Source organism: Devosia crocina (assembly GCF_900116545.1).
Classification (GTDB): domain Bacteria; phylum Pseudomonadota; class Alphaproteobacteria; order Rhizobiales; family Devosiaceae; genus Devosia; species Devosia crocina.
The window spans coordinates 535,600-562,446 of sequence record NZ_FPCK01000002.1; the positions used below are offsets into that span (position 1 = coordinate 535,600).

Annotated in this window: 24 protein-coding genes and 1 tRNA gene; 7 read left to right on the top strand and 18 right to left on the bottom strand. The window is 62.8% G+C overall.

From position 1 onward, the window contains the following. Window positions 1–95 precede the first annotated feature (95 nt). Together BM364_RS12220 and BM364_RS12225 are read left to right on the top strand one after the other, a co-directional pair. Complete coding sequence (locus BM364_RS12220; RefSeq protein ID WP_092424963.1) at window positions 96–914, top strand: metal ABC transporter permease; 819 nt, start codon at window positions 96–98, stop codon at window positions 912–914. Beyond that, on the top strand, window positions 904–1,323 hold the full coding sequence (locus BM364_RS12225; protein WP_244542858.1) for a Fur family transcriptional regulator: 420 nt from the start codon (window positions 904–906) through the stop codon (window positions 1,321–1,323). The genes BM364_RS12220 and BM364_RS12225 overlap by 11 nt, the downstream gene beginning before the upstream one ends. Here BM364_RS12225 and BM364_RS12230 read toward each other — a convergent pair. The 9 genes from BM364_RS12230 to BM364_RS12270 form a co-directional block, all read right to left on the bottom strand. Next, window positions 1,320–1,697, bottom strand: a complete 378-nt coding sequence (locus tag BM364_RS12230; RefSeq protein WP_092424965.1) for a GFA family protein — start codon at window positions 1,695–1,697, stop codon at window positions 1,320–1,322. The two genes, BM364_RS12225 and BM364_RS12230, sit on opposite strands and share 4 nt — an antisense overlap. 145 nt (window positions 1,698–1,842) lie before the next feature. After that, a complete protein-coding gene (rsmD, locus tag BM364_RS12235; protein WP_092424967.1) occupies window positions 1,843–2,409 on the bottom strand; it encodes a 16S rRNA (guanine(966)-N(2))-methyltransferase RsmD in 567 nt (188 codons plus the stop codon). Between the two features lie 3 nt (window positions 2,410–2,412). Continuing rightward, window positions 2,413–4,059 carry a pseudouridine synthase gene (locus BM364_RS12240; RefSeq protein WP_092424969.1) on the bottom strand — a complete coding sequence of 549 codons (1,647 nt, stop codon included), beginning with the start codon at window positions 4,057–4,059 and terminating at the stop codon, window positions 2,413–2,415. 108 nt (window positions 4,060–4,167) lie between these two features. Beyond that, a complete protein-coding gene (locus tag BM364_RS12245) occupies window positions 4,168–4,869 on the bottom strand; it encodes a hypothetical protein (protein ID WP_092424971.1) in 702 nt (233 codons plus the stop codon). A gap of 85 nt (window positions 4,870–4,954) precedes the next feature. Beyond that, the gene (gene lspA / locus BM364_RS12250) at window positions 4,955–5,515 is read right to left on the bottom strand and encodes a signal peptidase II (RefSeq protein WP_175528586.1); all 561 of its coding nucleotides are present in this window, start codon (window positions 5,513–5,515) and stop codon (window positions 4,955–4,957) included. A 203-nt stretch (window positions 5,516–5,718) separates the two neighbouring features. Continuing rightward, entirely contained in the window at window positions 5,719–8,691 is a 2,973-nt protein-coding gene (gene ileS / locus BM364_RS12255; RefSeq protein ID WP_092424975.1) for an isoleucine--tRNA ligase, read from the bottom strand. A 217-nt stretch (window positions 8,692–8,908) separates the two neighbouring features. Then, entirely contained in the window at window positions 8,909–9,883 is a 975-nt protein-coding gene (locus BM364_RS12260) for a bifunctional riboflavin kinase/FAD synthetase (RefSeq protein WP_092424977.1), read from the bottom strand. Window position 9,884: 1 nt separating this feature from the next. Further along, window positions 9,885–10,757 carry a TIGR01459 family HAD-type hydrolase gene (locus BM364_RS12265; RefSeq protein ID WP_092424979.1) on the bottom strand — a complete coding sequence of 291 codons (873 nt, stop codon included), beginning with the start codon at window positions 10,755–10,757 and terminating at the stop codon, window positions 9,885–9,887. 283 nt (window positions 10,758–11,040) lie between these two features. After that, window positions 11,041–12,321 (bottom strand): EAL domain-containing protein, encoded by a 1,281-nt coding sequence (locus BM364_RS12270; protein WP_092424981.1) that lies wholly within the window; start codon window positions 12,319–12,321, stop codon window positions 11,041–11,043. Between the two features lie 174 nt (window positions 12,322–12,495). Here BM364_RS12270 and BM364_RS12275 point away from each other — a divergent pair, with 174 nt between their 5' ends. Continuing rightward, the gene (locus tag BM364_RS12275; RefSeq protein WP_092424982.1) at window positions 12,496–13,926 is read left to right on the top strand and encodes a sigma-54-dependent transcriptional regulator; all 1,431 of its coding nucleotides are present in this window, start codon (window positions 12,496–12,498) and stop codon (window positions 13,924–13,926) included. Between the two features lie 177 nt (window positions 13,927–14,103). Here BM364_RS12275 and BM364_RS12280 read toward each other — a convergent pair whose 3' ends face one another. The 3 genes from BM364_RS12280 to BM364_RS12290 form a co-directional block, all read right to left on the bottom strand. Further along, window positions 14,104–15,066, bottom strand: a complete 963-nt coding sequence (locus BM364_RS12280) for a DMT family transporter (RefSeq protein WP_244542859.1) — start codon at window positions 15,064–15,066, stop codon at window positions 14,104–14,106. Between the two features lie 24 nt (window positions 15,067–15,090). Next, window positions 15,091–15,285 (bottom strand): hypothetical protein, encoded by a 195-nt coding sequence (locus BM364_RS12285; protein ID WP_092424984.1) that lies wholly within the window; start codon window positions 15,283–15,285, stop codon window positions 15,091–15,093. 135 nt (window positions 15,286–15,420) lie between these two features. After that, on the bottom strand, window positions 15,421–15,780 hold the full coding sequence (locus tag BM364_RS12290) for a DUF427 domain-containing protein (RefSeq protein ID WP_175528587.1): 360 nt from the start codon (window positions 15,778–15,780) through the stop codon (window positions 15,421–15,423). Between the two features lie 184 nt (window positions 15,781–15,964). Between BM364_RS12290 and BM364_RS12295 the strand changes: the two genes are divergently transcribed. Continuing rightward, the gene (locus tag BM364_RS12295) at window positions 15,965–16,255 is read left to right on the top strand and encodes a co-chaperone GroES (protein WP_092424988.1); all 291 of its coding nucleotides are present in this window, start codon (window positions 15,965–15,967) and stop codon (window positions 16,253–16,255) included. 49 nt (window positions 16,256–16,304) lie between these two features. Further along, the gene (gene groL, locus BM364_RS12300; protein ID WP_092424990.1) at window positions 16,305–17,945 is read left to right on the top strand and encodes a chaperonin GroEL; all 1,641 of its coding nucleotides are present in this window, start codon (window positions 16,305–16,307) and stop codon (window positions 17,943–17,945) included. 160 nt (window positions 17,946–18,105) lie between these two features. On the opposite strand, the gene BM364_RS12305 is transcribed toward groL, so the two are convergent. From BM364_RS12305 to BM364_RS12325, 5 genes are all read right to left on the bottom strand, one after another. Then, window positions 18,106–18,855 (bottom strand): TSUP family transporter, encoded by a 750-nt coding sequence (locus BM364_RS12305; RefSeq protein WP_092424992.1) that lies wholly within the window; start codon window positions 18,853–18,855, stop codon window positions 18,106–18,108. 98 nt (window positions 18,856–18,953) lie between these two features. Further along, on the bottom strand, window positions 18,954–19,658 hold the full coding sequence (gene hisG, locus BM364_RS12310; protein WP_092424993.1) for an ATP phosphoribosyltransferase: 705 nt from the start codon (window positions 19,656–19,658) through the stop codon (window positions 18,954–18,956). Further along, window positions 19,655–20,719 carry an ATP phosphoribosyltransferase regulatory subunit gene (locus tag BM364_RS12315; RefSeq protein ID WP_092424995.1) on the bottom strand — a complete coding sequence of 355 codons (1,065 nt, stop codon included), beginning with the start codon at window positions 20,717–20,719 and terminating at the stop codon, window positions 19,655–19,657. The genes hisG and BM364_RS12315 overlap by 4 nt, the downstream gene beginning before the upstream one ends. A 66-nt stretch (window positions 20,720–20,785) precedes the next feature. After that, on the bottom strand, window positions 20,786–22,204 hold the full coding sequence (gene hisS / locus BM364_RS12320; RefSeq protein ID WP_092424997.1) for a histidine--tRNA ligase: 1,419 nt from the start codon (window positions 22,202–22,204) through the stop codon (window positions 20,786–20,788). A 101-nt stretch (window positions 22,205–22,305) separates the two neighbouring features. Then, window positions 22,306–22,566: a hypothetical protein gene (locus tag BM364_RS12325; RefSeq protein WP_092424999.1), complete on the bottom strand. Its 261-nt coding sequence runs from the start codon at window positions 22,564–22,566 to the stop codon at window positions 22,306–22,308. A gap of 474 nt (window positions 22,567–23,040) precedes the next feature. Here BM364_RS12325 and BM364_RS12330 point away from each other — a divergent pair, with 474 nt between their 5' ends. Continuing rightward, window positions 23,041–23,667: a L,D-transpeptidase family protein gene (locus tag BM364_RS12330; RefSeq protein WP_092425001.1), complete on the top strand. Its 627-nt coding sequence runs from the start codon at window positions 23,041–23,043 to the stop codon at window positions 23,665–23,667. A gap of 202 nt (window positions 23,668–23,869) precedes the next feature. On the opposite strand, the gene BM364_RS12335 is transcribed toward BM364_RS12330, so the two are convergent. Further along, window positions 23,870–23,946, bottom strand: a tRNA-His gene (locus BM364_RS12335). Between the two features lie 302 nt (window positions 23,947–24,248). Between BM364_RS12335 and BM364_RS12340 the strand changes: the two genes are divergently transcribed. Then, a complete protein-coding gene (locus BM364_RS12340) occupies window positions 24,249–26,753 on the top strand; it encodes a sensor histidine kinase (RefSeq protein WP_092425003.1) in 2,505 nt (834 codons plus the stop codon). Window positions 26,754–26,847 lie beyond the last annotated feature (94 nt).

The window sequence follows — 26,847 nt, forward strand, 5'->3', positions numbered from 1 at the left end:
GCCTCGCTTTCCCGCCAACCACCAACCTGCCCCCTCCCAAAGGAGAGCCAGGTGGGTGTCGCGGCAATCGCCGTCCCTCTTGTGGAGCATCGCCAATGCTCGCTGATTTCTTTTCCCGCGCCATCGTTGCCGGCATTGGCCTTGCCGCGGTCACCGGCCCGCTGGGCTGTTTCGTCGTCTGGCGCCGCATGGCCTATTTCGGCGACACCATGGCCCATTCCGCTCTTCTGGGCGTTGCCATATCGCTGCTGCTTTCGATCAATATCACCTTCGGCGTCTTCGTCGTCGCAGCGCTTGTCGCCGGCGCCCTGCTTCTTCTGCAGCGGCAAAACACATTATCGACCGACGCACTTCTCGGGCTTTTGAGCCATTCCTCGCTCGCCGTCGGCCTTGTGCTCGTCGGCTTTCTCACCACCGTACGCTTTGATCTGATGGGCCTCCTCTTCGGCGATATTCTCGCGGTCTCGGTGAACGACATCTTTGTGATTTACGGTGGCGGGGCGGCGATCCTGGCGGTTCTGGCGCTCAACTGGCGGCCGCTCCTCGCCGCCACCGTCAGCCCCGAACTCGCCGAGGCCGAGGGGCTCAATCCCGAGGTCAGCCGCATCGTTCTGATGCTGCTTATGGCACTCGTCATTGCCATCGCCATGAACCTTGTGGGCGTACTGCTGATCACTTCGCTCCTCATCATCCCTGCGGTGACTGCCCGGCGCCTCAGTGCCACACCCGAAATGATGGCGCTGATCGCCGCTGGGCTCGGTGCCATGGCGGTAGTGGGCGGCTTGTATGGATCGCTCACCTGGGATACCGCTTCGGGACCGTCCATCGTGGTTGCGGCCCTGATGATCTTTTTGATCTCGCTTGCGGTGCCAACCGCACGTTTGTTCGGCAGGAGGCCAAGCCATGGCGCATGATCACCCGATGCCCACCGACCTGACGCGCAATCAGGAACTGGTGCTGGGCGCCCTGACCGGAACCACCGGTCCGCTCAGCGCCTATGACATTCTCGACAAGTTGCGCGGGGACGGCTTGCGTGCCCCGCTTCAGGTCTATCGCGCGCTCGACAAACTCGTCGAGCGGGGCTTCGCTCATCGGCTTGAATCGATCAACGCCTTCGTTGCCTGTGCCGACAGCCATTGCCATCGCCGCTCTGGCCTGATCGCCTTCGCGATCTGCGACAATTGCGGCCGGGTCGACGAGTTTGCCGATGAAGTGATCGACGAGCGCCTGGGCGCCTGGGCTGAAGCCAAGGGGTTCAAGGTCGAACGCACGACAATGGAGATCCGCGGCCGCTGCGCCGATTGCCTTAACCAGGCCGCTTAGGGATCAGCGGGCATCATCGGCATGCCCGGCAGGACCGGCAGCCAGGGTTCGCGCCTCTTGCACCAGCCCTCGACCTGCGGCTTGATGCCATTGGGTGCATCGTCGAGCGATCCAAGAAAGACTTCGACCTTTCGGTCCTCGAGGCTGAAGAGCCGCGATCCGCATGTGGGGCAGAACGAGCGCCCTTCATAGGTGCTGATCTCGCCCTCATAGCTGAATTGATCGCTTCGCCAGTCGGCATAGGCCAGAAAGCTTGTGCCCGTCAGCTTGCGGCAATCGGCGCAGTGACAGAGCCCGGATTTGAACGGCTCGCCGCGCACCTGATATCGCACCGCCCCGCACAGACACCCGCCGGCCCTGATCTCGTCACTCATCCACTCGCTCCTTGCAAACACAAGAAACGAACTCGGCAGACAGCGCTTGGTTCTCAACGCCAGCGATCAACTATTGCGGCTCTACCTGAACGGCAAGCGCCTCCGCGCGCTGCGGCACTGGCGCCAACGGGCGGCTTTCGAGGGGCTAGGGGCCTATACTCTCGAACTGGAGAAACCGCACCGCCGCCGCCCCATATTCGCGCGTGTCTTCGAGTGTAAAGCCGTTGGGAATGGTCACGTTTGCTGCAACGCTCTCTTCCCAGACCAGCGTCGCCCCCGGCTTGAGCCAGCCATTGCCCGCCAGTTCCGCCAGAGCCCGCTCGCCAAGCCCCTGACCATAAGGCGGGTCGAGAAAAACCAGATCGAACTGGCCAAACGTGCCCGGCGTGCCGAGCCCGGTCGCATCACGCCGCAAAAGCTTGGTGATGCCGGCAACGCCGAAGGCCTGGATATGGTCGCGGATCAGCCCGCGCGCCTCGGCTCCGATATCGACAAAGGTGACGTGAGCCGCCCCGCGCGAAAGCGCCTCAAGCCCCAGCGCCCCGGTGCCGGCGAAAAGGTCGAGCACACGCTTGCCCTCGAAAACTGGACCGATGCGCGAGCCGAGGATGTTGAACATGCTTTCGCGCACGCGATCCGCCGTTGGACGAATGGCATCGTCCGCGGGCGAATTGATCTGCTTGCCGCGATATTTTCCAGCAACGATCCGCATGGTTTAGCCGCGCGGCTTCCTTTGGCCGCCCGGGCGTCCGCCGGAAGGCTTGCCGCCAGGACGCGCGCCGCCTGCGGGACGACCACCGGTTGGACGTCCACTTTCGGGACGACCTCCCGTTGGGCGCCCGCCAGAGGGACGCGGCCCACGGGACTTGTCGCCGAACGCGGGCTTTCCGCCTGGCGTGCCGCCGAAGGAGGGCTTCCCGCCAAATGCCTTGCGGTCGCCGAAACTCTTGCCGCCTGCGCGATCGTCGCGCCGTGCGGGCCGCTCACCGCCGCTGCGTTCCGGCCGGTCGCCATAGGGCCGCGCCGGACGATCGCCTCCACCCCGTTCCGGCCGATCTCCAAATGAACGCGCCGGACGATCCGGACGCCCGCCACGCTCGGGCCGATCCCCGAATGCACGCTGGGGCCTCTCGCCATAGCCGCGCTGTGGGCGCTCATCGCCCTCTGAACGGCGGCCACGCTGCGGCCGGTCCGCAAAGGACCGCTTCTCGCCATAGGGCTTTTTGTCGCCGTAAGGCTTTTTGTCCCCGAAAGACTTCTTGTCGCCAAAAGACTTCTTGTCGCCAAAGCTCTTGCGATCCCCGCCGGGGCGCTCTGCGCGCGCCGGGCGCTCACCACGCTCGGGGCGGCCGAAGCTGCGTGCCGGTTGGTCGTCCTTGTCGGCGCGCTGACGGCCCGGCCCCTTGGGTTCGTATTCCTCGGGCGCGCGCCCATCCTCGTCGAAGTGGATGCGGCGCGGCCGGACCGGACGCTCCTCCTCGCGATTGCCGAAACCGCCGCGCGCCGCCGATGTCGGCCGGCGCGCCGTGCCGCGGCTGCGCGGGCTTTCGCTCATCGCCTGGGGCGGCGGGAACAGGCCTTCGGGCATCTCGCTGTCGAAATCGACATTGGCCGCTTCGGCCAGCTTCCGGCCCAGCTGATCCTTCAGCATCTTGGCCTTGACCACCTCGATCTCGCCTTCACCCAGTTCCCCGAGCTGGAACGGACCATAGGACACCCGGATCAGCCGGTTGACCTCAAGCCCGAGCGCGCCAAGCACGTTCTTAACCTCGCGGTTCTTGCCTTCGCGCAGCCCCACCACGATCCAGGAATTATGCCCCTGCTGGCGCTCGAGCGTTGCCTCGATGGGCCCATAGTTGATGCCGTCGACGGTGATACCGTCCTTGAGCGCGTCGAGCTGGCTCTGGGTGACATATCCATATGCGCGCACGCGATAGCGGCGCAGCCAGCCGGTGGAGGGCAGTTCGAGCACACGCTTGAGCCCGCCATCATTGGTCAGAAGAAGCAGGCCTTCGGTATTGATGTCGAGCCGGCCGACGGTGACGACCCGCGGCAGGCCCTTCTCCTCGAGCTCTTCGAAAATGGTCGGGCGGCCTTCCGGGTCCTTTTCGGTGACCACGAGGCCTGCCGGCTTGTGGTAAAGCCACACGCGCGTGCCCTGGCGCTCGGCCAGCGGCTTGCCGTCGACGGTGATCTTGTCGCGGCTCGTCACGTTGAAGGCGGGCGTGATGACCTTCTTGCCGTTGACCGTGACGCGGCCGGCAGCGATCCAGCCTTCGGCATCTCGGCGGGAACAGAGCCCGGCGCGGGCCATGACCTTGGCAAGACGATCGGCGGTTTCGGGTTTCTTGGTGTCGCTCATGCGAACAGGACTTCCATATCATGCGGGACCCACAATGGGCGGCGCGGAGAAAGCGAAAGGCGGCCGGATCGTCCGGCCGCCAGAAGAGATTTGCGATCCAGCCGGCGATTACCGGAGGGAGGTTTCCGAATTGGTCAGGCGCGGGTCGGCCGATGTGCTGAGCTGATTGCTGCTTGGCCCCTGGCTGCGCAGAGCGCGGCGCACTTCGTCGGGGCAGCGTGCATCGCTGATCGGAACCAGTTCCCCATTGGGGGCACGGCAAACAAGATTGGCGTCGCCGACGCGGGTGAAATACTCCCCGGGAGGCAGATAGAGCGGACGGCTTGCCGCGCTGCTCACCTGCATGCCGGCCGAGCTCATGCGCGCTGTCAGCGCACGGGCTTCCTCGGGGGTTAGCGGGCGGCCCGAGAGCGAGCGCAGATCGACGACGCGCGCGCTGCGCAGGCGCTGGAGATCGGCTTCGCTCAGATTGGATGTGTCGATGCGAACGGTGCTGCTGTCCGCCGGCAGTTGCGCGGCTGCCACCTGGGCCGATGGCGCCGGCAGATTGTTGCCGTTCCGCGGCAGAACCAGCGGCGCGCGCGCTGCGGTCAGGTCTTCCTTGGGCGCATTGCCGGGGATCAAGCCGACGCCGCGCGCGGTATCGTTCATCACTTCGCGTTCGAACGTGCCGAAATCGGTCAGCGCATTGGTGCCTTCAACCGTGGTGCAGGCGCCCAGAGCCAAAGTCGCCATCAGGGCAAGACCTGCAAGCCCAGCGCGCGCTGCGGCCGAAATGCGGCCCTCGCGGCCGGTCAATCCAATATGCATGAAACGTCCCTTACCATATCGGCGGCGCTTATACCGCATTCCCGCCCCTAAGGCCAGATTCGGGCAGCACAATGATTGTTAAGCCTCATGATGCCGCCGGGGTCTTCTTGCGGCCGAACCCGACAAGATCGAGCAACAACAGGATGACGCCCAGCGTAATCGCCATATCGGCGATGTTGAAGATATAAAAGGACCAGCTCCCCCAATGGAAGTGGAAGAAGTCCGCCACCGCGCCATAGATCAGCCGGTCGAGAGCATTGGAGAGCGCTCCGCCGATGCACAAGGCAAGGCCCAGCCGCACGATCGGAGCATCGGTGCGCCACCACCAGACCGAGAGCGCAACGATGGCGGCCATCATGATCGCTCCCAGCGTCCAGACTGGCAGTCCATCGAGCAGGCCATAGGAAATCCCCGTGTTCCAGACGAGAACATAGTCGAAGAACGAGGTCACCGGCACGATCTCGCCCCCGCGCCATCCGGTCATCGAAAATGGCTGGTAGTTGGAAAAGATCGAGACGCAATTGGCCTGACCGACCGCATAGCAGTCAGCCGCAATATGATAGCCCTTTTGCGCCCGATCGAGCCCGAAGGCGAGAATGGCGGCGACAAGCGAGGTGTAGGTAGAACGGACTTTCGAGGTACTCAACGCACTCTCCTGCTTCCCTTCTTCCCTTGCGGGAGAAGCTGGCGCTAAGCGCCGGATGAGGGGTCTGGTCGGGTGGGTCAGCTCTTCCTAACCTCCGAATGTCACCCCGGCGCAGGCCGGGGCCCAGCTTGAGATCTCAGGATGGGCCCCCGCCAAAAGCCGGGGTGACTTCCGAGGATACCCAAACTGGTGAGTGTCAAAAACTAGAGCCCCGCCGCCGCGCGTTCGCGCAGCGCCTGGGCATCGCGCAACGTTACGTCGCGATATTCCGGATCGGTGCCAACCTCGGGCAGCACCTTCCAGGAGCGCGCACAGCGCGTGCCCTCGGCCATGGCCGGCACGACGGAGACGCCCGGCACATCATCGAGCCGGAAAGCCTCAGCCGGACCCTCGTTCTGCTTGACCGAAATCGTCGAGGTGATGGCGATCTCGGCCAGGTTCTGGCCTTCAAGCGCCACGATATAACGCGGATCGGCCACAAAGACGGCCGGCGCAGCCTCGAGCGAGGAACCGATCCGCTTCTCGCGCCGCTCGATCTCGAGCGCCCCGGTCACCACGCGGCGCACCGCGCGGATCAGCTGCCACTTGGCCGCCAGTTCGTCATCGATCCAGTTGGCCGGCACGTCGGGGAACAGACGCAGGTGCACCGATTCCGTTTCGCCCGGATGGCGTTCGAGCCAGCACTCTTCCATGGTGAAGACCAGGATCGGCGCCAGCCACGCCGTCAGCGCGTTGAACAGATGATCGAGCACGGTCAGCGCCGAGCGGCGCTTGATCGAGGAAATCGGGTCGCAATAGAGCGTATCCTTGCGGATATCGAAATAGAACGCCGACAGCTCGATATTCATGAAGTTGGTCAGGAGCGTCACTACCTTGCGGTAGTCATATTCCTTGTACGCGGCGCGTACCCCACGATCGAGCTGAGCCAGCCGATGCAGCATCAGCCGCTCAAGCTCGGGCATGTCGCGGAAATCGACGACGTCGTCGGCCTTGAAATGGGCGAGATTACCGAGGAGCCAGCGCAGCGTATTGCGCAGCTTGCGATAGCCATCGACCGTGGTCTGGATGATTTCCTTGCCGAGGCGCAGGTCTTCCGAATAGTCCGAAGACGCCACCCAAAGCCGTAGAATATCGGCGCCGTACTGCTTGATGATGTCCTGCGGGGCAACGGTATTGCCCAGCGACTTGCTCATCTTCTTGCCTTCACCATCCATGGTGAAGCCGTGGGTCAGCACGCTGTCATAGGGCGCGTGGCCATTGGTGGCGCAACTTTCGAGCAGCGAGGAATGGAACCAGCCGCGATGCTGGTCCGAACCCTCGAGATACATCGAAGCGGGGAATTTCAGGTGCGGCCACTTCTGCTTGTTGCGCAGAACAAAGGAATGCGTCGAACCAGAGTCGAACCAGACATCGAGCACGTCCCGCACCATCTCGTAGTCTTCGATCCGGCGATCTGCGCCCAGATAGCGCTCGGCCGCGCCAGGCTTGTACCAGGCGTCCGCACCCTCTTCCTCAAAGCTCTGGGCAATGCGGTGATTGACCGCTTCATCCTTGAGGATCTCGCCGCTTTCCCGATGCACGAACACGGTGATCGGCACGCCCCAGGCGCGCTGGCGCGACAGCACCCAATCGGGCCGGTCGGCGATCATGGCGCGGATGCGGTTCTGGCCCGCGGCCGGATAGAATTTTGTCTTGTCGATCGCCTTGAGCGCGCGGTTGCGCAGCGTATCAGCCTCGTTCTTCTCCCCCTCGGGGAGAAGGTGGCCCGCAGGGCCGGATGAGGGGGAGGCTGCGATAGGCTTGTCCATATAGACAAACCATTGCGGCGTGTTGCGATAGATCACCGGCTTCTTGGAACGCCAGGAATGAGGATACTGATGCTTCACGCGGCCACGGGCGATGATATTGCCGTGCTCGGCAAGCGCGGTGATGACACGCTGGTTCGCATCGCCTTTCTTGCCATTGTCGTCGATGACCCGCGCGCCATCGAAGCCCGGCGCGTCCTTAGTATAAAAACCGGCGTCATCCACCACATAGGGTATAGCTGGATCGATGCCACGCTCCTGCAAAAGCCGCGTCGATTCCATCCAGATCCCGAAATCGTCGAGACCATGGCCGGGCGCTGTGTGAACAAAGCCAGTGCCGGCATCATCGGTCACGTGTTCGCCATCGAGCAGGGGGACGTCGAATGTGTAACCATCGGCAAAGCCGCGCAGGGGATGGGCGGCGGTGATGGCAAGAAGATCTTCGGCCGAAACCGCCGCGCGCTTTTCAAAACCGGTCACCTTCGCCTTGGCAAAGGTTTCTGCTGCGAGCTTGTCTGCAAGGATCAGCTTGTCGCCCACCTTGGCCCAGTTCTCCGCCGGCGCTTCGGTCACTTCGTAGAGGCCGTATTCGACCCGCGACGAGAACGAGATGGCGCGGTTGGCCGGAATGGTCCACGGCGTCGTCGTCCAGATAACCACCGAGGCGCCCAGATGCGGCCCCTTAGTCACCGGGAACTTCACCCAGATTGTGTCGCTCTCATAGTCGGCATATTCGATCTCGGCTTCGGCGAGCGCTGTGCGTTCGACCACCGACCACATCACGGGCTTGGAGCCGCGATAAAGCTGGCCGGACATCGACACCTTCATCAGCTCGCGCGCGATCTGGGCTTCGGCATCAAAGCTCATGGTGAGATAGGGATTATCCCACTCGCCCAGCACGCCGAGGCGCTTGAACTCCTCGCGCTGGATATCCACCCACTGTTCGGCAAAGCTGCGGCATTCCTGGCGGAATTCAACCACCGGAACCTCGTTCTTGTCCTTGCCCTTGGCCCGGTACTGCTCTTCGATCTTCCATTCGATCGGCAGGCCGTGGCAGTCCCAGCCCGGCACATAGGCCGAGTTGTGCCCCAGCATCTGCATGGAGCGCGCCACAAGATCCTTCAGCGTCTTGTTCAGCGCATGCCCGATATGGATATTGCCATTGGCATAGGGCGGGCCGTCATGCAGCGTAAACAGCGGCCGGTCCTTGGCCTGCTCGCGCTGCAGGGCATATAGATCCATGTCCTGCCAGCGCTTGAGCCAGATCGGCTCACGATCGGGCAGGCCCGCGCGCATCGGAAACTCGGTTTCGGGCAGGAAGAGCGTGGCCGAATAGTCTTTCTCGGTCGCGCTTTGAGCGGTGTCGGTCATGGAACGGCAATCGGTTCTGGAAGAAGTGCGGGCCTTTTAGCAAGGCAGGGCCCATGGGGCAAAGGGTGATTTGTTCTCACCTCTCCCTCTGGGGGAGAGGTCGACGCGAAGCGGCGGGTGAGGGGGCCTTCGGCAAATACCAAAGTAAGAACGAGGCCCCCTCACCCGGCTTGCTACGCAATCCGACCTCTCCCCCAGAGGGAGAGGTGAAGAAAGATTACCCGAAAAACCCAAGCTTCCGATCAAGATCGCTGATCGGTCCAGCCGCCGCAATCAACGCGCGCGCCTTGCGGCTGTCGCGATCCATGGCCGCGATCAACTCCTCGAGCCCCTTGAATACTTCCTGGCCGCGAATGTGCTCCACAAGGCTCACGGCGATGGTCTTGCCGTAGATATCCTCGGAAAAATCGAACAGGTGCGTCTCGAAAGGCGGGCGCTGATTGTCGAACATCGGCTTGCCATAGGCAGCAACGCCATCGAAGAGCCGTCCATCCACCCGGGCGCGCACCGCATAAACGCCCTGGGCCAGCTGAAAACCTTCGGGCGTGCGCGTATTGGCGGTCGGATAGCCCAATTCGCGCCCGCGCTGGTCGCCCTTGACCACGCATCCTTCAAAAAACCAATGATAGCCAAGGAGCCGATTGGCCGCCACCACCGCGCCCTCGGACAGCGCGGCGCGAATGCGCGAGGACGAGATCGGCTCGTCTCCCTCGTCTTCGAGATCGAGCATGTCGACGGCAAAACCATGCCTCTCGCCGCCCTCGCGCAGAAATGCCGGGGTGCCGCGGCGCTGGCGTCCGAAATGGAAATCGGAGCCGACGAACACCGCCTTCACCCCGAGTGCCTCCACGAGAATATCGGAAACGAAGGCCTCCGCTTCGATCTGGGAAAAGGCCTTGTCGAAAGGCAGAATGATGATCCCATCGAGCCCCAGCGCCTCGGCCAGCTGCGCCTTGGCATCTCCGCCGGTCAGCCGGAACATGAAGGGAGCCGGAGCGAACACATCGCGCGGATGCGGCTCGAAGGTCAGCAACAGCGCCGGTGCGCCGGCGGCATGGGCCCGCTCGCGCAGCGCCGCGATCACCTTCTGGTGCCCCCGGTGCAGCCCATCGAAATTGCCGATGGCGAGGTAGCCTCCCCTCAGGCTCTCGGGCAGCCCGGCAAAGCTGGACAGACGCTGGAAGCGGCTCACGTCACGAAGTCCAGGCCAGCCGCGGCAGAAACCCGGCGACCCGCGCGCGGCTCGGCTCGATCAGATCGGCGATGGCCTGCGGATCGGGCTTGCCGAAGGCGTCGAGTTCGGCGGCATGGATCGAGCCGGTGATAAACAGCAGGTCGATGCCGAACTGGGCGGCGCCCGTCGCGTCAGTGCGCACGCTGTCTCCGATGGCCAGCACCCGGCTCTTGTCGAGCCCCTTGCCGGCCGCCAGTTCGGCGAGGCGAAACGCTTCTTCGTAGATCGGCTGATAGGGCTTGCCTGCCATCAGCACCATGCCCCCCATGGCGGCATAAAGGTCTCCGAGCGCCCCGCCGCAATAGATAATCTGGTCGCCATGCTCGACGACGCGGTCGGGATTGGCGCAGATCATCGGCAATTTGCGCGAGAGCCAGAACTTCGCCCGCTCGCGATACATTTCGGGCGTGTCGTTGTCGGTATCGAGATCGGTGACGACCACGACCTCGGCCTCTTCCGGCCCGGTGCGCCGGAGATCGAATCCGTCGTAGAGCGCATCGTCCTCGGTCGCCGGACCCACATGGTGGATCGCCCGCCCCCGATATTTGCTGATCATGGTGCGCGTCGCATCGCCCGAGGAAACGATGCCGTCATAGGCTTCGCGCGGCACATTGAGCCGGTCGAGCATGGCGATGATGGGCGGTGATGGACGCGGGGCATTGGTGATCAGCACCACCGTGCCCCCGGCCCGCCGATAGTTCACCAGCGCCTCGATGGCCTCGGGAAAGGCAGAAACCCCGTTATGGATCACACCCCAGACATCGCTCAGCACCGCATCGTAGCGCCCCGCCAGATCCGAAAGGCCAGAGATGAGCGGCAAAGGTGACGACATGGCTTGGGTCCATTGGGTAAAAGTGTCCGGCAGCTATGTGGCAGTTTGCCTGCGGCAATCAAGCCCGAAACGGTTTCAAGGCCGTGTCCATTGCATTGGCATATTCGAAGACGCGCCGGCGAGCCCTGTCTGTTCTTCCCCCTCTCGGGGGGAAGGTGGCGCGCAGCGCCGGATGAGGGGGCCTTGAAACTCAGATGAGAGAGAAACCTCCCTCTCAGCGACTCGATTGCGCCGAGCCACCTCTCCCCGAGCGGGAGAGGAAGAAGGGAACGCCTCCTGCCCTCTAAACCTCGGCGTGCCGCCGCTGACCCTGGGCCAGCGCCATGGGCGCAACGGTCCGCGCCGGCTCGAGCAGCAGGTCGGGTCGCACTGGGCCGGCCGGGGCAATATGGTTGCCCTGGACAAGAAGGATCTCGTTGTCGAGCAGTTCGACGATCTGCCGCTCGTCGCTCACTCCGGTGGCGAGCAGCGTGATGTCGAAGCGGCCGACATAGCTGGCGATATCGGAGAGGTGAAAGTCGGTATAGCTCTGGGGCGAATTGATCAGCCGCCCGGCATTGACGCGCACCGAGCGCACGCCCAATTCGGAAAGGTCCGCGAAGTTGAGCCGCAGCGAAGTCGTGGCCCCGAGCGAAAAACCCGAACCGCGGCGCTGAATGGCCTGCAGGGCCTGGCGCGCGGTCTGGCTCAGGTTCTGGAAATCGGCCTCGCCGATCAGAAACACCAGATTGGTGGCGATGGCGCGATTGGCATCGAGCACCGCGATCAGCTGTTCGACGGCGGCGCTGTCGCGCAGGGTCGACCCGCTCAGCGGCACGTTGACCGTGATCGTCTGTCCACCCGTGCGGGCGCGGCGGGCAATGGCCACCGCTTCGCTCAGGGCATTGCCTTCCACTCGCTGCACCACATCGTCGCCGCCCCGGCGCGGCAGAAAATCGCCAGGCTCGGCCAGATCGTCGTCTTCAAGCAAAAGGCGCGGAACGAGATCATAGCCGGCAGGCCGGCGCTGCGGCAGCCGCGCGATGGGCTGGATGTGAAAGACCAGCCGGTTTTCCGCAATGGCCTGACGCACCATTTCGGTGGGAATGATCGGCTCGACCTCTTCTTCCGCAGGCTCGGGCGAAAGAGTTTGGCTGCGCTTGCTGTCGGACCCGAACCGCTCGGCTGACGCAGATGCCGGGGCTTCGCCGGCCTTGTCCTCGATTTCGGCCACCGCTTCGGCCACCTGGCGGATCACCGTGCCGAGCACGGAAATATCGGCTTCGACAGCTTCGAGGCGCTGGCCGGGATTGAGTTCAGAAAGGGCATTGATGCGGCGGCCGAGCACGGAGCCGGCCTGGGCATCGGTTGCAAGGAGCCGTGAAAGATCCTCGATGCCGCGTTCCAACCGGCGCTCCGCGCGCAGGCGCAGCCGCCGTTCCATCACGAGCGCACCGGCCGAAAGGGCGATCAGGCTCAGCAACAGCGCTTCCGCAGGGGTGAACCCGAGCCCGAAATAGGCAGCGGCGCCCAGAGCCGCAGAGCCAAGCGCGATAAAAAGATAGACCAGAGCCTGCATGGGCATCCCGGATTCATGAAACGTCAAGATTCGGCTTGGCCCGTCATACCATCGCCTCTGTGATGGAAAAAGCACCGACACGCGATCGTGGGGGTAAAACGGATTATTTACCCTGTTGGCCAATAATCGCGGCAACGCCGAATCTGCCTGATATCGGCGAATTATTGGGAAATTGGCGCAATGGCGATGAATACCGGCCTTGATGGCCCGCTCAGCGGACGGCTCCTGTTAATCGATGCAGATGCCCAAACTGCTGCGCAGACTGGCGAATCACTGAGCCGCGCCATGCTGTGCGCGCCGCTTGTCGAGATCGCCCGGTCCGGCCGTGACGCCATCGAGCTGCTGCGCGCGCATCGGTTCGATATCATTCTTGCCGACATGCCCAGCCTTGCCGATATCGCCGAGCGCGACGAGGAAAGCATGAGCCGGATCGTGCGCCTCGCAGAAGGCGCGCTGGTGATCGCCATGGCAAGCGGTGCCTCGGTCAGTGCCGCTGTCGGAGCCATGCGCTCGGGCGCCCATGACTACGTCACCAAGCCCATTGCCGGGCCGGCCCTTGCCACCCGTATCGGCGAGCTGGCGCAGCGCCATGGCCGGCCGCGCTCGCTTGGGCTCGATACGGCGCGCAACGAGAACGTCGCCGATTTTGCCGGTTTCGTCGGCGCCTCGAGCGCCATGCAGTTTCTTTACGAGCAGATCGGTCGCGTCGCCTCGTCGTCGGCGCCCGTCTTCATTACCGGGGAAAGCGGCACGGGCAAGGATGTCTGCGCCGAAGCGCTTCATAGCCAGGGGCCCCGCGCGGCCAAGCGGCTTGTCGCCATCAACTGCGCTGCCATTCCGCGCGACCTGATGGAAAGCGAACTGTTCGGCGTCGCCCGCGGCGCCTTTACTGGCGCTCACGAAGACCGCAAGGGAGCAGTTGAACTCGCCGATGGCGGCACGCTGTTTCTGGACGAAGTGGGCGAGATGGACCTCTCGCTCCAATCCAAGCTTTTGCGTTTTCTCCAGACGGGCACGATTTCACGCGTCGGCGAAGCCAATATGCGCAAGGTCGATGTGCGCGTCATCTGCGCGACCAACCGCAATCCCCTGCAGATGATCGCCGAGCGCAAGTTCCGCGAGGATCTGTTCTACCGGCTCCATGTGCTGCCGATCCACCTGCCGCCGCTGCGCCAGCGTCCGACCGACATCATGGTTCTGGCCCGGCATTTCCTTGATCGCTACGCGCGCGAAGAGCACAAGAGTTTTGGCTCATTCACCCAAGAATCGGCCCAGCAACTCACGGCGGCCGACTGGCCGGGCAATGTGCGGCAGCTGCAAAACCTGATCCGCCGCATCGTGGTCATGTTTGATGGCGGCGAGATCGATATCGGCATGCTCGATGCGGCCGATATCGAGTCTCAGGCTTTCGCTCCAGTGACGGTCGCGCCCTCCCGCAGCGAAACGCGCCGCGCGATCCTGCCCATGTGGCAGCAGGAACAAAAGATCATCGAAGACGCCATCGCCGCCTTTTCCGGCAACATTTCGCTTGCGGCCGCCGCGCTCGAAATCAGCCCCTCCACCATCTACCGCAAACGCCAGGGCTGGTCCGAACTGCCCAAGGCCGGTTAAATCCGGCCACCCCCTCATCCGGCGCTACGCGCCACCTCTCCCCGAGTGAGAGAAGAAGAGAACGGTGGCCGGCTTTATTCCTCTCCCTCTCGGGCGGAGGTGGCTCGGCGCAGCCGAGGCGGTGAGGGTGTCTTTGGCGCGTCCTGATATAGCCCGGCAGGACCCAGCTCGGAAAATCTACGGCGTGCTGGCTTCCTTGGCCTTGATGCGATCAAGGCCAAGATAGTGCTCGCGCAGGATCACCGCGATTCCCGATCCGACGATGATGACAGCGCCAAGGACCATGGTCAGGGTCGGAATGTCTCCGAAGATGAAAAACCCGATCACCAGCGTCAGCAGCAGGGAGACATATTCGAAGGGCGCGATGACCGACATGTCGGCATGGCGATAGGACGAGGTCATCAGCAACTGCCCGATCCCACCGGCAAAGCCGGCCCCGACGAGCAACAGGGCCTGTTCCATTGTCGGCATGACCCAGCCAAAGGGGATGGTCAGCAGCGACATGAGGCTGGCAATGATAAAGAAATAGACTACGATCGCTTCGGTTCGCTCGGTGCGTGTCAGATTGCGTACCTGCATCAGTGCAAAGGCGGTGACGATCGCTCCGCCAAAGGCAGCGATCGCACCGAGAGCTTCGCTATCGCCCAGCGGCTCCCCACTGGTAAAAAGCGTCAGCCTCGGCCAGAGAATGATCAGCACCCCGACAAGGCCGATGATGACGGCGGTCCAGCGAAACACATGCACCCGCTCCTTGAGCAGGATGGCGCTGAACACCACGATGAGAAGCGGGGCGGCATAGCCAATCGCTGTCGCCTCCGGCAGGGGCAAACGGGTCAGGGCGAAGAACCCAAGACTCATCGAGGTGGCTCCGACAAGGGCACGGAGCACATGGCCCCAAGGCCTTTTCGTGTGGAGCGCCTGTCGCATCTGGCCACGCCAGGCCAGCCAGACAACCACCGGAAGAATGGCGAAGAAACAGCGAAAGAAAACCAGTTCCCCCGCAGGGATGGTTTCGGTGGCCTTGAGGCAGGCGGCCATGATCACGAAGAAGACCACCGAGACGACCTTGAGCGATATGCCATACAGCGGGCCACGCGCCACCGCTTGTGTCGTTTCGGCGGCGGACGCAGGAGTTGTCACGGCATGCTCGTCGGTCGTATCGGCTTACTTGCCGGAGGCTTGCTCCAGCTTTTCCTTGGCGATGCGCGCAGTGGCGAATGCCTTGTGCTCGGGGCCAACGGCGCTGCCGGTCTTGATGACCTTGCCGTCGGCGTCCTGGATTTCCCAGTGCCAGTTTGCATTGGGACCGCTGCCACCCTTGATGCGCAGCTTGATCTGAAGGGAAGATTGTTCGCTCATGAGCAGCCTTATGCAGCAGGTGCCGGATATAGGAAAGGGGAAAGTGGGTGCTGGTGCATCCCACGTTACCCGATTTGCCACCCAAAGGTGTTTGGAAAGCCCAAATGTTGGCGAGATGCTAGCACAAGCACCGCATCAAACCTGCGAAATATCCACTTTGACGCGGTCTCCACCAAAGGTCAGAAGGTCGCGGACAGGTCCATATTCTCCTTCTGCATAGGGGTAGTACCAGGCTTCGTCCGGTCCGTCGGCCGTCAGCGTCTTGATGGTATAATAGTGCGCCTCCCCCAGGCCCGGCTCGGCCTTGCGGGTTTCCGAGGCTTCCAGAATGCCGGGATGAACAGCTTCAAGCGGAACAAAAATCTGCGGGTTACGCCCGGGCTCCTCAAGCTTTACGGCACTGAGCGTGCTGGCAATTTCGGCATCGTCGAAAAAGATATGCACGCGCCCTTCGACGGGGGTGACAGTGGCGGTGTTGATGTTGTTGGCGGTCACGGTCGCCTCCTGTTGTGTGAGGTTCATCTCCCCATGTTAACGCACGAACAAAATCTGCGTTCACCCCACCTTGACTCTGATCGCTGTGCCTTCCTATATCCGTGACACCTTGTTAGCACTCCACGCAATCGAGTGCTAACAAGCGCAAAATTGCATTCAGAAATGATGCCAAGAGGAACGTACCATGGGCTTCCGTCCCCTGCATGACCGCGTTGTCGTCCGTCGCGTCGACAGTGAAGAAAAGACCAAGGGCGGGATCATCATCCCCGACACCGCCAAGGAAAAGCCCTCCGAGGGCGTGATTGTCTCCGTGGGCCCTGGCGCTCGCGATGAAAACGGCAAGATCAACGCGCTCGACGTCAAGGCCGGCGATCGCGTGCTCTTCGGCAAGTGGAGCGGCACCGAGGTCAAGCTCAACGGCGAAGACCTGATCATCATGAAGGAAAGCGACATCATGGGCATCGTCGAAGCCTGAGGCTTTGCGACCCTTCCTGTCGTTCAACCCATTCTAAGGAGCGCCTCACATGGCCGCTAAAGAAGTAAAGTTCTCGACCGACGCCCGCGAAAAGATGCTGCGCGGCGTCAACGTCCTCGCCAATGCCGTCAAGGTCACCCTCGGCCCCAAGGGTCGTAACGTCGTGATCGAAAAGTCGTTCGGTGCTCCGCGCATCACCAAGGACGGCGTGTCGGTTGCCAAGGAAATCGAACTCGAAGACAAGTTCGAAAACCTCGGCGCACAGCTGCTGCGTTCGGTCGCCTCCAAAACCAACGACATCGCCGGTGACGGCACCACCACTGCAACCGTTCTCGGCCAGGCCATCGTCGTTGAAGGCGTCAAGGCTGTTGCCGCCGGCTTCAACCCGATGGACCTCAAGCGCGGTATCGACCTCGCGGTTGCCGAAGTCGTCGGCTCGCTCAAGGGTTCGGCCAAGAAGATCACTTCGTCTTCCGAAGTCGCTCAGGTCGGCACCATCTCGGCCAATGGCGAATCGTCCATCGGCGACATGATCTCGGAAGCCATGCAGAAGGTCGGCAACGAGGGTGTCATCACCGTCGAAGAAGCCAAGACCGCCGAAACCGAACTCGATGTCGTTGAAGGCATGCAGTTCGACCGTGGCTACCTCTCGCCTTACTTCGTGACCAATGCCGAGAAGATGACCGCCGTCCTCGAAGACCCGGTGATCCTGCTGCACGAAAAGAAGCTCTCGAACCTCCAGGCGATCCTGCCGATCCTTGAATCGGTCGTGCAGTCGCAGCGTCCGCTGCTGATCATTGCCGAGGACATCGAAGGCGAAGCGCTTGCGACCCTCGTCGTCAACCGTCTGCGTGGCGGCCTCAAGGTTGCTGCCGTCAAGGCTCCGGGCTTCGGTGATCGCCGCAAGGCCATGCTCGAAGACATCGCCATCCTGACCGGTGGCCAGGTGATCTCGGAAGATCTCGGCATCAAGCTCGAGAACGTGACCATCGACATGCTCGGCACTGCCAAGCGCGTTGAAATCACCAAGGAAAACACCACCATCGTCGATGGCGCCGGTTCGCAGGACGACATCCAGGGCCGCGTTGGCCAGATCAAGGCGCAGATCGAGGAAACCACCTCGGACTACGACCGTGAAAAGCTGCAGGAACGTCTTGCAAAGCTTGCCGGCGGTGTTGCCGTGATCCGCGTCGGCGGTTCGACCGAAGTGGAAGTCAAGGAGCGCAAGGACCGCGTCGACGACGCGCTCAACGCAACCCGCGCTGCCGTTGAAGAAGGCATCGTTCCGGGTGGTGGCGTTGCCCTGCTCCGCGCCGCTGCCGCCATCACCGTCAAGGGTGCAAACGCAGACCAGGAAGCTGGTATCTCGATCGTTCGTCGCGCTCTTCAGGAGCCGGTGCGCTGCATCGCCAACAATGCCGGTGCCGAAGGTTCGGTCGTTGTCGGCAAGATCCTCGAGAACTCGGCTCCCTCGTTCGGCTACAACGCCGCAACGGGTGAATATGGCGATCTCGTCCAGCTCGGCGTCATCGACCCGGTCAAGGTCGTTCGTACCGCTCTTGAAGATGCTGCCTCGGTTGCCTCGCTCCTCGTGACCACCGAAGCCACCATTGTCGAAGCCCCCAAGGAAGCAGCACCGGCAATGCCGGGCGGCGGCGGCATGGGCGGCATGGGCGGCATGGACTTCTAAGCAGTCCGACCCACAAAAATCAGGATGCCCGGATCGATCCTGTCGGCTCGGGCATTCTGGAAGACTTCGAGGCTCGTTTCTTCCCAGTCACGATCTTCGCAGCAAGGCGCAGTGGCAACACTGCGCCTTTTCCATTTCCGCGTGCTGAAGCGGCCTGCCTTCAGGGCCAGAGCAGGAGCTTGAGTGCCATGGCGATCGAGACCACCACAACGAGCGGCCGGATCAACTTGGCGCCGAAGCGGATACCGGCACGGGCCCCGACATAGCCGCCGATCACCTGCCCGCCGGCCATCACAATAGCCGCCTGCCACACGACGTCGCCGCCGATGATGAAGATGACCAGGGCTGCAAGGTTGGATGTCAGGTTCAGCAGCTTGGTATTGCCTGTCGCGCGCGTGATGCCGAGGCCGAAAAGCAGCACGAAGCCGATCGTGAAGAACGAACCCGTGCCTGGGCCGAAAACTCCATCATAAAATCCGATGACGAAACCGAGCACCGGCACCCAGCGCGGAAAGGCAAGCCGGGAAGCGCGATCGGCATCGGACAGACTCGGTGCGAACAGGAAGTAGAGTGCGATCGCAATGAGCGCGATCGGAACGGCGACGTTGAGCACGCTGGTATCGATCTGCTTGACGATCAGGGCACCGATGAGGCTCCCAGCAAGAGTGGTCGCGACCGAGGGTACGAGCGCGCGCACCGACACAAAGCCGCGGCGCCAATAGGTCAGCACCGCCATCGCCGTGCCGATGGAGGACTGCATCTTGTTGGTGGCGAGGGCACTGATGGGCGGAAGGCCTGCCGAAAGGAGCGCCGGCACGGTGATCATGCCACCCCCGCCCGCAACCGCATCGACAAAGCCGGCCAACATGCCGACGCCGGCCAGAGCCAGAAGAACCATGGGTTCGAGCATGGCGATATCAACTCCAGAAAAGCCGCCGACGCGCGGCAATACGCGCTCACCCTTCCGGCCGCAGACAGGGGAGTGACGGAAACAAGTGGATCGGCAGATCAGGCTGGCGCGGCACCAAGCTTTTGCAAAAGGTTTGCGACCTGGGCGCGCTGCGCATCCGACCAGGGCGCTGTGCGCGAGACGATCAGGTTGGCCTCGCTTTTCAGCATCACCCCATCCTCTAAGACCCGCAGGCCATTGGCCGCGAGGGTGGAGCCGGTCGATGTGATATCGACAACGATATCGGCAGCGCCTGAAGCAGGCGCGGCTTCTGTTGCGCCAAGACTTTCAACGATCCGGTATTCGGCGATGCCAGCACGGGCAAAGTGCTGGCGGGTGATGGTGATATACTTGGTGGCGATCCGCAGCCAGCGCTTGTGACGGCTGCGGAAATCGGATGCGACATCGGCCAGATCGTGAAGATGGGTGACATCGATCCAGGCTTCCGGCACGGCGATCACCACATCGGCGTGGCCAAAACCCATGGGCAAGGCAAAGGTCACGCTATCCGGGCCGGTTTCGCTCGTCTCATGGATCAGGTCCCGCCCGGTGACGCCGACGTCGATATTGCCGCGGATCAGTTCGCGCGCGATTTCGGAGGCGGGGAAAAAGCGCACGGTCACATCGGGTTCGCCATCCATCACCCCGAGATAAGAGCGCGCGCCGCCCGGACGCGAAATGGTGAGGCCGCGTGCGGCGAACCATTCGCGGGTCAGCTCTTCGAGCCGCCCCTTGGAGGGAACAGCCAGGGTAATGCCGGTCATGGTGCGATCTCCGCTTCGAGCCGGTCGACCCAGAGTGCACAACCAGAGGCCGCAATCGGCGCCGTGGCGCCCAGGCGCTCCAGCAAGCGGTCGTATTGTCCGCCCGAAGCCAGCACTTCGCCATGCCGCCCGGTCATCTCGAAAACAATGCCGGTATAATAATCAAGCCGCGGCGAAAAAGCGGCATCGAAGCTGACATGGGCTTCCCCAAGGGAATCGAGATGACGGCGAATGGTGCGGATCGGCGCACCCAGCATCAGCTTGTGCGCATCGGCGAGAGCTTCTACCTGCCGGAGTGCGGACAGGACTTCGCCGGAAATAGCGAGATACTGGCGCAGCAGCGCAAGTGTGCCGGCTGGCACATGGGCAGCATCGAGCGCCTGCTGCTCAAGGTAGCGATCAGCGATTTCCTCTGGCGTACGCCCCTCGGATAGGCTGAGGCCAGATGACACCATGCGCGCCGTGACATCCTCAACCAGCACATCGCGCGCGGGCTGCTCCTGCCGCGGCAGATCGGGGGCGGCCTCGAGGCGCGAAAGCAGGCGCTCCATCGCTTCGGGATGGCCGAAACGGTGACGGATACGCGGACGCCAGGCGGCCGGCATATCGGCCTGCACCAGCAGGGCTTCGAAGAGCCCTACCCCACCGAGGCGGATGCGCGGGGTCAAGCCGAAAATCGAGAGGGCAGCACGAGCGAAGGTGAACACCTGATCTAGCGCCACATCCCCGTCGGGCTGGGCCAGAAGCTCTATGCCGGCCTGGTCGAACTCGGCAGGGCCCGTCTCGCGCTGGCGGAAGATGGGACCGAGATAGGTGAAGGCGGCCGGCTGGCGCGTGCCATCGGCGATGTAGTCGCGCACGATCGGCAGCGTGAATTCAGGCCGCAGGCAGTGCTCGGCACCGGTTCGATCGGCGGTCAGCAGCAGGCGGCGGCCGAACTCTTCGCCGGCGAGATCGAAGTATGGATCGGCGGGAAGCAGCAGCGGCGGCGTCGCGCGACAACCACCCTGCGCTTCAACGAGGGCTTCAAGCTGTGCCCGCCGCATCGCAGCGTTAGTCATGATAGCGCTTCCACTTCTCCTGGGAGAAAGAGGTGGGGATCGCGCATGCCCGGAGCCCCCTGGTCATCATTGCTCGCTCAGCAATTTCTGGATGGCTGCTACGAGGTCTTCGCGCTTGATCTCGAACTGGCCGGGCCGGGCGGCCTTCCATTCGGCATTGTCGGTGATGGCCTGCGCTGCCTGCTTGCCGGCGACGAGGTCCTTGACCTGCAAAATGCCCCCTTCGCGCTCCTGGCTGCCTTCGATGATGACAGCCGGCGCATTGCGCTTGTCGGCATAGGCGACCTGCTTGCCGAAATTCTTGGTGGAGCCAAGAAACATTTCGGCGCGGATGCCGGCCTGGCGGAGTTCGGAAACCATAGCCTGGTAGCGGGCGGTCTGGTCCTTGTCCATGACGAGCACGACGACAGGACCGACAGGCTCGTCCGAGCCAAGATTGCCGGTCAGCTTCAGCGCATTGGCAAGGCGCGAGACGCCGATCGAGAAACCGGTTGCCGGCACCGGCTCGCGGCGAAAGCGGGAAACAAGGCCGTCATAACGGCCACCGCCGCCGACCGAGCCGAAGACCACGTCCTGGCCCTTTTCATTCTGCACCTTGAAGGTCAGTTCGATCTCGAAGACTGGGCCGGTATAATATTCAAGGCCGCGCACGACCGAGGGATCGATCTTGATCTTTTCAGGCCCATAACCGGCCGCGTCGAACAGGGTCTGCATCGCTTCAAGTTCGGTGACGCCGTCATTTCCTGCGGGGGGCTTGCCGCCGATATAGTCGAGCACCACCGCGGCCTGCGCGTCAGAGAGCCCAGCGCCCTTGGTGAAGTCGCCGCTCTCGTCCTTGCGCCCTGCCCCGAGCAGCAGCTTGACGCCTTCGGGACCGAACTTGTCGAGCTTGTCTACGGCACGAAGCACGGTCAGCTTCTGCTCGACGGAAGAAACACCCGCAGCCTCGAGCACACCGTCGAGCACCTTACGGTTGTTGACGCGCACGACGTATTTCCCGCCAAGACCGAGCGCATCCATGACGTCGGCCATCATCATGCACATTTCGGCATCGGCCTCGGGACCGGGCGCGCCAACGGTGTCGGCGTCGAACTGCATGAACTGGCGGAAGCGGCCCGGGCCTGGCTTTTCGTTGCGGAACACATAGCCCTGCCGATAGGAGCGGTAAGGCTTAGGCAGGGTTTCAAAGTTTTCAGCAAAGAAGCGGGCGAGCGGCGCCGTCAGATCGTAGCGCAGGCTCATCCACTGCTCGTCGTCGTCCTGCAGCGAAAAAACGCCGGCATTGGGCCGGTCGGTATCGGGCAGGAATTTGCCCAGCGTTTCTGTGAATTCGAAAAGCGGCGTTTCCACGGGGTCGAACCCATAGCGCTCATAGACCTTGCGAATGGTGTCGATCATCCGGCCGACCGCGGCGATATCGCCCGGCGTCCGGTCTTCGAAACCGCGCGGCAGGCGGGGCGAGATCAGCTTGGTCTTTTCGGTCATGGAAGAGCCTTAGGGAAGTCGCGCCGTTCCTAGCGGATCGAGGCGGGAGAGACAACAGTTTGGGCAAAGGCGGCCGGGGGGTGCCCGGCCGCCTCTGCGCGTCATGGGCCAGCCCTGCCTTTTCTGGCAGGGATCAGGGACATCGCGGGAAGCGAATGCCAGGCGATCGGTTCTGCCTGTTCTGGCAAGCCGACATCGGCTCTGAGATAGTTGGGCAGATTGGCCGGCACGCGAGGCCGGCTCCACCAGGCCCCGATCGCTGCAGCAAGCACGGGCACGAGCCCGCGCTGGTGCACCGCGTCTGCAATGGAAAATTCAAGGCGCAAAACAACATTGCGCTCGGAAAGAACGTCGGAAGACATCGCAATATCCGGCAGGTATCAACCCTGCCGGCCTCTCTTTTTGGAGTAGAGCAAGGAGCGCGATCGCGGACGCAATGCGACCCGGTTTCGACGCTCAGCAGGGGTGGTTGGACTTGTCCGCGGGCACAAGGCCCTGGAGGTTACCGTAAGGCGCTTGACCTTAGGCCGTTAGGCGGCCGGTACGGGTAAGATGATGCCAAATCCCCGAGTGGCGAAACGATACATGATTCATGAAACGTCTCCCTCAGGTTGGCAGATGCGGACGATTGGCTTCTAGCTCGCGTTTTCGTGTTCGGCAAGAGCAAAGTGAGACAGTCTGTCGCAGGCCGTGACTTTGTTGCCGCCGCGCAACAGGTCGTGAAACCTTCATCTTCGATTAGCCATTCCCGCAAACCTCTCGTTTACCACGCGGCTTGACCTCTCCTTGGGAGCTTGCGGTCACAATCTGCCCCACGTCATTTGGGGATCGACGATATGGCCGACATCAAAAGCCTGCTGGCAATTGCGCTTGGCGCGAGCCTGACGCTGAGCCTGCCATCGCCAGGCTTTGCACAGACGCGGTTTCAAGACGGGTGGCGTTTTGCCCCGCCGCCCGGCGTTACGCTGACAAGCCAGAGGCCGCGCCACGCGCTCGCCCTTCAGGGCAACCCACATGTTCACCCGGCCTATCTGCGTCAGGTCGTGCCTTATTCTACCGGCGAGCGCTCGGGCACGATCGTGGTCGATACCGGTGCGCATTTTCTCTATTTCGTGCTCGGCGACGGCCGGGCTCTGCGCTACGGCATCGGGGTAGCCCGCGAGGGCTTCGAATGGAGCGGAACGCATCGGGTGACGCGAAAGGCCGAATGGCCTGGGTGGACGCCGCCCGCCGAGATGCGCAAGCGCCAGCCTGGCTTGCCGGCCCATATGGAGGGCGGCCCCAACAATCCGCTCGGGGCACGCGCCCTTTATCTCGGTTCGACGCTTTACCGCATCCACGGCACGAACGAACCCTGGAGCATCGGACAGAACGTCTCCTCGGGCTGCATCCGCATGACCAATGAGGACGTCATCGACCTTTATGGACGCGTCAAAATGAACACGAAAGTGGTGGTCCTTTAACACGGATTGCTGGCAGACATGCTTATACCCTGGTCGGGAGATCAAGCATGACAGGAAACCGGGCCAACCCGAATATTTGTAAGCTTGTGACCGAGCAACCGGCAGGACTAGGCTCGGCCCGTGCCGCCATCGGCAAAGCACTCTCCGCTCTGCGCCGAGCGCGCTGAGGAGAAGGGAATGAGTTTAGTTTTTGCGGGGTAGGTGGTACCGCCTCTCCGGATTGAACGGAGGACCTCTAGATCCACAATCTAGCGCTCTAACCAACTGAGCTAAGGCGGCACGGTTTGGCCAGCGACATGGCGCTGCCGAAAACGCGCGGAACATAGGTCGAGTTTGCCGCGATGACAAGCACCCTTTTTACCCTGTGGACAGATCAGGCAGAAGCGCCCGGTGCCCAAATGAAAACGGCTTCGTGACTATTCCTTAGGACCTCTGACTTAACCATGACGGGGATTGATGAAGTGACGCAGCCGGCGCGGGCTGGATTCGTCCAGCTTGGCGAGATATTGAAGAACACTTAAAGAACCTGAGTGAACTGTCCCGATCTGGCACAGTCCTGAAATGGCCCGAATACGCTGTCTATGAATGCCGACTGGACAACATCACCGAATGCCCGCCGGGTGCTGCAGCACGCGCAAGACGCGCGGCCGGCCTGGCTATGGTCGCGCGAAGGGGACAGGCTGATCTGGTCGAATGCCGCGGCGGACCTGTTTCTGGCCAAGATCAAGAAATCGGGCCTCAAGCTCGCGGCTCCCGCAGTGCCGATCAAGGGTCAGGTCGCCCGTATCGTTCGCCTCGGCTCTGAGGGCCGCACGAGCCTGGCGCGCATTCAGTTCAGTGCCGGGGACAAACCCGGCTCGGCCACCTGCGCGACAACGCCGCTCTCCTGGGAAAACGGCGAGGCCTGCCTCCTGATCGTTGCGGTCGATCCGATCGCTCCGGACGTGCTGGCTGCAGCCGAGGAGCAGCGGGCGGCACCGGAGCCTGAAACGCCGGAGCCGGTCGGCGAGGTCGCTTCCCCGCCTGTTGAACTCGACGGAAGCGAGATCGCTCAAGCGCCAGAACCGGACGTCCCCCCGCTCGACGAGCTCGACGAAACACCTGGTGCGCCGCAAGAGGCGATCTCGGGAGACGATGCTTATCAGCGCGAACTGCACAATTGGCAGGATGCCGATCCCGAGACGGTCTATGCCGCTCAGCCTCCGCATCCACCCGTTTCCGCCGAAACGCCGACGGAGCCCGCAGAACCCCAAGCAATGCCGGAGGAAGAGCGGCCGCTGTTCCGCAGCCTCAGCGATCTTGTTGATCGCCTGGCTGCCGACGAGGATCTTTTCACCCCGCTTCATTCCGGCGACGACGAGGTGCCGCAAGCGCCGGTCGAGCCTGATGCCGGGAGCGATGATCCTTCGACGCCGACCCTGTTCCGGATCACCGGGCGCGGGTTCCGGTCAGAGGCAACCGAGCCGACTGAGGACCGGCTCTTTGCCGCCGAAGGACCCGACCTCGATGTGCCCGAAGAGCCCGACCGGGATCTTGTGGAGCGAGTTTCGCGCTATAATTTCGACGAGCTCTCGCGCATTCTCAACGATCGCGTGGGGCTCAATGAACGAAATGCCGCATCCGGCACCACCCCGCCCGCGCAAAAAGAAACGCCTGCCCCGACAGGTTCACTGGTCAATCTTGGTGGCGAAGCCCTGGTGCTCAATCGCCTGCCGCTGGGCATTCTGGTGTTCCGCGACCAGCAGATCCTGTTTGCCAATCGGGCCATAACCGAAATGACCGGCTATGAGTCTGTGGAAGCCTTGAGACAAGCAGGCCTCGCCGCAGTGTTTCCGAGCGGAGATGAGGGACAGGGCGCCGGCCCGGTCAATCACCTCGTTCAGCGCGATGGCACTCTGGTGCCGGTGACGGCGCGTCTGCAATCGGCGTCCTGGCAGGGGCGCCCTGCCCTGATGCTGTCGGCCAGCGCCACCGAAGTGCGCACCGGCCACGAAGATGCAGTTCGTGCATTTGCCCAGGCTTTTGCCGAAATCCGCCGCGATGGCTTCCTCGAACTGAGCCGAAGCGGCATCGTGCGCATCGCAAACCAGGAAGCGACAGCAGCCTTGGGCCAGGGCCAGACTATCCTCGGCAAGCCCATTTCCGCGCTTGCAGCCCAGGAGGAGAGCGAGGCGCTGCGCGTGTTCCTTGATCGGCCGGGGCGTTTTGCGGAAACCGAGCGGCCGTCCATCGTTCTCCGCTCGGCCGATGGCAGCGCCGAAATCTTGCTTTTTGCGCAGGGCCAGGCAGGGCTCGTCAGCGGTTATTTCGGCTTTGTCCGCCAGCGCATCTCGCGCATCCCTGCCCGCCCCGGCAGCGCGCCCGAGGTCGATCCGGCGCTCCTCGCGCGCATCAGCCGCGGCGTCCGCAGGCCCCTCAACACCATTATCGGCTTTGCCGAACTGCTCAGATCCAAGGCTTTTGGCGAATTGGGCGACGAGCGCTACGGCACCTATGCCGACGATATCGCCGCCGCTGGCAATGACATTGCCGCTCTCGTGGACGAGCTGGAAGATTATGCGCGCCTGCGCGAAGGACGTTATCTTGCCGAACGCGCCAGCCTTGATCTGACCGAGCTTTTGGAAAGCTGCGTCCTGCGCATCCGCAACCAGGCCAATATCGAACGCATCATCGTGCGCAACGCCATATCGGAAACGCTCCCGCGCGTGACCGCAGATCGCGCCTCGCTCGCACAGGCGGTGCTGAACCTGCTTGCCAGCGCCATAGATCAGAGCCCCACGGGCGGCACGGTCGTGATTTCAGCCCACCGGATGGACGACGGCGGAATAGCCGTCCATGTGCGCGACAGTTCCAATCACGCAGTCGATATGGCGGAACGGTTTGTGGTCTTTCGCGACGGCACAAGCCGCACCGGCAAGGCACTGGCTCCGGTTCGCTCGAGCGTGGGCCTGGCGCTCACCCGCTCGCTTCTGGCAGTCAACACCGTCACGCTTTCCGTCGACCCCGCAGGGGAAAGCGGCGTGCTGTTTTCCCTGCGCATTCCGTCCGATCTCGTGGACACTGTCAGCCAAGAGCCGCAGCTATAGCGCCAGACTGTCATAAAACAGTCATTCTTCCCACAGCTTCGCGCTTTCGGCGAAAAGTTTACCCCGCAGGCTGGGTGCATACGGGATCAACTTT

Excerpts from the sequence above, each read along its gene's own strand:
- BM364_RS12220 (WP_092424963.1), top strand. The coding sequence starts at position 96 with ATGCTCGCTGATTTCTTTTCCCGCGCCATCGTTGCCGGCATTGGCCTT.
- BM364_RS12225 (WP_244542858.1), top strand. The coding sequence starts at position 904 with ATGGCGCATGATCACCCGATGCCCACCGACCTGACGCGCAATCAGGAA.
- BM364_RS12230 (WP_092424965.1), bottom strand. The coding sequence starts at position 1,697 with ATGAGTGACGAGATCAGGGCCGGCGGGTGTCTGTGCGGGGCGGTGCGA.
- rsmD (WP_092424967.1), bottom strand. The coding sequence starts at position 2,409 with ATGCGGATCGTTGCTGGAAAATATCGCGGCAAGCAGATCAATTCGCCC.
- BM364_RS12240 (WP_092424969.1), bottom strand. The coding sequence starts at position 4,059 with ATGAGCGACACCAAGAAACCCGAAACCGCCGATCGTCTTGCCAAGGTC.
- BM364_RS12245 (WP_092424971.1), bottom strand. The coding sequence starts at position 4,869 with ATGCATATTGGATTGACCGGCCGCGAGGGCCGCATTTCGGCCGCAGCG.
- ileS (WP_092424975.1), bottom strand. The coding sequence starts at position 8,691 with ATGACCGACACCGCTCAAAGCGCGACCGAGAAAGACTATTCGGCCACG.
- BM364_RS12265 (WP_092424979.1), bottom strand. The coding sequence starts at position 10,757 with ATGTCGTCACCTTTGCCGCTCATCTCTGGCCTTTCGGATCTGGCGGGG.
- BM364_RS12270 (WP_092424981.1), bottom strand. The coding sequence starts at position 12,321 with ATGCCCATGCAGGCTCTGGTCTATCTTTTTATCGCGCTTGGCTCTGCG.
- BM364_RS12275 (WP_092424982.1), top strand. The coding sequence starts at position 12,496 with ATGGCGATGAATACCGGCCTTGATGGCCCGCTCAGCGGACGGCTCCTG.
- BM364_RS12285 (WP_092424984.1), bottom strand. The coding sequence starts at position 15,285 with ATGAGCGAACAATCTTCCCTTCAGATCAAGCTGCGCATCAAGGGTGGC.
- BM364_RS12295 (WP_092424988.1), top strand. The coding sequence starts at position 15,965 with ATGGGCTTCCGTCCCCTGCATGACCGCGTTGTCGTCCGTCGCGTCGAC.
- groL (WP_092424990.1), top strand. The coding sequence starts at position 16,305 with ATGGCCGCTAAAGAAGTAAAGTTCTCGACCGACGCCCGCGAAAAGATG.
- BM364_RS12305 (WP_092424992.1), bottom strand. The coding sequence starts at position 18,855 with ATGCTCGAACCCATGGTTCTTCTGGCTCTGGCCGGCGTCGGCATGTTG.
- hisG (WP_092424993.1), bottom strand. The coding sequence starts at position 19,658 with ATGACCGGCATTACCCTGGCTGTTCCCTCCAAGGGGCGGCTCGAAGAG.
- BM364_RS12315 (WP_092424995.1), bottom strand. The coding sequence starts at position 20,719 with ATGACTAACGCTGCGATGCGGCGGGCACAGCTTGAAGCCCTCGTTGAA.
- hisS (WP_092424997.1), bottom strand. The coding sequence starts at position 22,204 with ATGACCGAAAAGACCAAGCTGATCTCGCCCCGCCTGCCGCGCGGTTTC.
- BM364_RS12325 (WP_092424999.1), bottom strand. The coding sequence starts at position 22,566 with ATGTCTTCCGACGTTCTTTCCGAGCGCAATGTTGTTTTGCGCCTTGAA.
- BM364_RS12330 (WP_092425001.1), top strand. The coding sequence starts at position 23,041 with ATGGCCGACATCAAAAGCCTGCTGGCAATTGCGCTTGGCGCGAGCCTG.
- BM364_RS12340 (WP_092425003.1), top strand. The coding sequence starts at position 24,249 with ATGAATGCCGACTGGACAACATCACCGAATGCCCGCCGGGTGCTGCAG.